The organism is Mesorhizobium sp. M7A.F.Ca.US.006.04.2.1 (genome assembly GCF_004022915.1).
GTDB lineage: Bacteria > Pseudomonadota > Alphaproteobacteria > Rhizobiales > Rhizobiaceae > Mesorhizobium > Mesorhizobium ciceri.
Map to the genome: position 1 here is coordinate 1 of NZ_RZQA01000644.1, position 3,787 is coordinate 3,787.

Sequence of the window (3,787 nt, forward strand, 5' to 3'; positions counted from 1 at the left end):
GCTATGCCATGGTCGGTGACTTTCCGGCCGCCCAGGTTGAAAAGAATGGCTGCAAGGATCATCCCCTCTTTCACGCGCCATTCGTCTATCGAACCCTTGGCCTCGACGGCCATGCCGAGTTCGTGGTCTTCCAAGGCCGATGCCAGACATTCGCGATCTAGCGCCCTTCCGTCCAAGATGAGGAGGCATTCTCTGCCTACTTGTTCATGGACCGTTGCTTTTCCGCCGGACGGAATTCCTGCCGGCTCTACCGAAGTGTATTTATGCAGTTCTACTGTGGAACTCATACTCTAACCCACCCTTTTCCCAACAAAATTCGCCCTGAGGCGGCAATTAGCCCCTCACTCGCCAGTTTCTTCAGAAAGTATAGTAATGCCCACCCGTTCTGAGAGCCTGGCTGGAATTGTCCAACCTGGTGCACCCGCTGTTCCTCATTCCCAGCCAGAACAGCGTGAGTAGCTTATGGGCTATTCACAAGCGGGCGCTAACATAAGTTAATTTTCGGTAAATTTTTGAGCCACGAAATCCCGACGCCTACCGGGAAACGCGAAGCCAGGGCGGCCGCGCCGCGCTTGTGCCGACACAGATACGCGTTGCGAAGGCTCGGGCTGAGGTGGCCACCTGAGGACCATCCTCCGTCAGCAAACACATATCCAGAACGGATCCGGCATTCTGGATCTCGGCTTCCAGCGCGTCGATCAGTCTTTCGACAGCTTTGCTGGCAATATGGCTGTCAGGGTACTTGGCTTTCACAGTGGCGCACTCGTAGATTTCCTTGAATTGCCTGACCCTGCTTGGGTCCGAACATGCGATATACATCGTGGGTGTCATATCGCCTCTCCTCCTTATGGTGGATTCTAGACAACCCGCCCGTTGCCAGCCTTCGGTCCGTCACGCGCATTTCTTAGTGCCGACATAGATGCGGCCATTCAGCCCAGGATCGCATTTTGCGCCGGCCACTGCCTTCACCATCAAGGGCAAGGGCGATGGAGACGAGCGCGTCCGCTACCTCCCTTCGCGGGTGAAGGCTACCCCCTTTGACTCTCTTGCGGGGGATACTCACCTGCCGAAAGATTGGCCATCGGACAGCTTGCTGTATCCGCTCACCGGGAACTCGATCGGCATGCAGGTGTCTTTGCCGGGACTGCTAGTATGCGCGGCTATTTTGCTTGTTGCGTACTATTCAAGGGGAATGCTGATCATTGGCTTGATCGCTTCCCAGGCTTTCGGTGCGACGGCCGTGATGACCCTGAGCTTTCTGGGTGGCTCATCCCCCTTGATCTACACCTTATTCGCGGGCCTGCTCGTCACGGCCGTCGCCGCGAGACGGCGTATCTGGTTTGATCTTGGATTCGTGTTCGGAAGCATCGGGTCGATCTGGGTCCTTACAAGCCTTATGCTTTACGCAATCATCGGATCATGGCTGTTTCCGAGGTTCTTTGCGGGACAGACGACCGTATTCGTGCAGTCCAAGAACCGTGGAACAGTCGTAGAAGATTCATTGGCGCCCGTTTCAGCCAACATTTCGCAGACGGGCTACTTTATTCTTGGTGGCCTCGCCGCGATAGCACTTTGCGCCCTGCTGCTGCACTCCAACCGGATCGATCAAATCAGGCGCGGCTTCTTTTTGTGGTGCGGCCTGCACGCGGGAATGGGGCTGATCGATTTCATTGGCAAGACCGCGGGGGCGGGAGACTTTCTGGCCCCGATCAGAACCGCCAACTACGCGATTATATCGAACGCGGTCGAGGCAGGCTTTGTGCGGATCACCGGGCCTTTTTCGGAGGCCTCTTCGTTCGCCAGCGTTTCTCTCGCCTGCCTGGCATTCTGCTACAGCTACTGGAGAAAGACCAAATCACCGCTTGCGAAATGGCTGGCCGGAATCCTGCTCTTCTTGTCCATTCTGTCGACTTCATCGACGGCTTACGTCGGGCTGACACTGCTATGCATCCCCGTTGCGTTGTCCATGCTACAGTCGGTCATCAGGGGAAAAGTTGCGCGCGAAGAGATACTGATAATAGCTCTCATGGTGGTGGGCGGGACCGCCGTACTGGGCATTAGTCTTTACAAAGCCGAGGCGTTGGACCCGTTCGTCAGACTGATCAACAGCACCATCATTAACAAAGCGGATTCCGGGTCAGGCCATGAGCGCACTTATTGGAATGTAAAGAGCCTGCAGTCGTTTCTCGATACGAGCGGACTGGGCGTTGGTTTCGGCAGTTCAAGGGCATCGAGTTGGCCGATCGCTGTCCTGTCGCAGTTGGGTCTGTTTGGATCGCTGATGATAGTGGCCCTGCTCTATGTCGTGACCAGAGGCCTGGGCGCGGTTCGGGAACGGGTGGATGCAGAGACAGATGCAATCGTGACGAGCGTCAGGAATGCTGCCCTTGCAAGCATAATTGCAATGTCGGTGTCGGGTGGCAGCGCTGATCCAGGCATCCTCTTCTTCATCGCACTTGCAGTTGTTTGCGCCACGAGAGCCCGTGCTCGGCGCGGCGTAGCCGCCTTGGAACGAAGCGTTCCGGCGCCGGGCCACGCCACCGTCAACGTCCTGTAATCCAGTTCCGCCGAATTGGCTTCGCGGTGGCAAAGGTTCCTGGCGATGTGCCAGGCCCCCGTCCTGTGCAATATCGGCAGCGAAGTCGAATAAGGGACGGTCGTCGCGATCGAGCGTGCGACAGTACCGCGGCGGTCGCTTGCGAACGAGTAGAAGGGCTGCCGGCAATGTGCATTCGAAGCTTGCGTGGCTGTATCGAGGAGGTGCAGCAGCATCGTGCGGCCTTCTCCGCTTACGTGGTCTCGGGGTATAAAAGTGATCAGAAGCCGCTGCCGTAAGTCAAGTGCGGCCAGGACAGCTGCACAAAGCTTGCTGCATCCCGACGGAGCCAACTAGGTCCAGGGCTATCGGGAATTTGTCAAAAGACTTTTATGCTGCAATCGATATTTGCTTCCATAACGGGCCGACGACTTTCGTCAGAAACAGTCACCGAAAGGTTGCTTTGTAACCCGCCCTGAACTTCGTCCTGTGCCATGGCGACCAGCATTTTAACCGCGTCTACCCGGGCCTCGAGCGCACCAACGTAGTGGGTGCCCTCTGTATCGGGAGAATGGGATTTGCCGTCCCGGATATCGAAAAAAAACAGCGGCATTTTTGCGCCCGTGCTTAAAGCTGTGCGTTCGTCAGAGCAGAAGACTTGCTTCTTGCTCACGGCTGCTTAAGGCATTCCCCTGGGGGATTCTAGCAACCGCAGATGGTCAATGGGACGCGACTGTGGAGAACTCGAATGGCGGCGATCACAAAATATTACAAGGTTTATTAACGCCAGGAAACGCTCCTTATGGGTGGTCCTGGGAGTCGCAATCCAGCCTACGTTGGAACGCGGCACGGTCGTCGATCAGATCGCGGCATCACGACATTCAGCGGTATTATCGGATCTTTGCGGGCATCAGGGCTTGCAGGGCACCGCGGAAATAGCCCGACAACGATGCTCGCCGGCTTTCCATGTCGTGAAAGGGATCAACCAAACTGATAGATAGGCCGGAAGAACGGTTCCGGTAAGCTACCGCCTCGACAACCGCATTTGTGTCGTTCGGAGTGTCCTGTCTTGTCGCTGAATTTCGTTGACGAAGCCCGGCCCAACACGTTCGAGTTTGAAACCTCGGCGCTGATAAAGGCGTCCGGGTTTAGGGAATATGATGCGCGCTGGTGGTTTGGCCAGGTCGCGCCCGAACTTAACCTGATCGGCGTCCAGGCGCTCGGAATGGGGCTTGGCACGCTGATCCGCCG

The 3,787-nt window shown here is 56.6% G+C and carries 2 protein-coding genes and 1 pseudogene; 2 read left to right on the top strand and 1 reads right to left on the bottom strand.

Going from position 1 to position 3,787, the window contains the following annotated elements; translation table 11 throughout:
- Positions 1–919: 919 nt before the first annotated feature.
- Positions 920–2,557 (top strand): hypothetical protein, encoded by a 1,638-nt coding sequence (locus EN925_RS27145; RefSeq protein WP_244507007.1) that lies wholly within the window; start codon positions 920–922, stop codon positions 2,555–2,557.
- Positions 2,558–2,915: 358 nt separating this feature from the next.
- Here the strand turns inward: EN925_RS27145 and EN925_RS27150 are convergent, their stop codons facing one another.
- Positions 2,916–3,209, bottom strand: a complete 294-nt coding sequence (locus tag EN925_RS27150) for a hypothetical protein (protein ID WP_127218776.1) — start codon at positions 3,207–3,209, stop codon at positions 2,916–2,918.
- Positions 3,210–3,605: 396 nt separating this feature from the next.
- On the opposite strand from EN925_RS27150, the pseudogene EN925_RS27155 reads away from it, so the two are divergent.
- Positions 3,606–3,787, top strand: a pseudogene (locus tag EN925_RS27155) (phosphomannomutase/phosphoglucomutase); the annotation flags it as partial.

Coding starts and splice junctions, on each gene's coding strand:
- EN925_RS27145 (WP_244507007.1), top strand. CDS start 920: ATGCGGCCATTCAGCCCAGGATCGCATTTTGCGCCGGCCACTGCCTTC.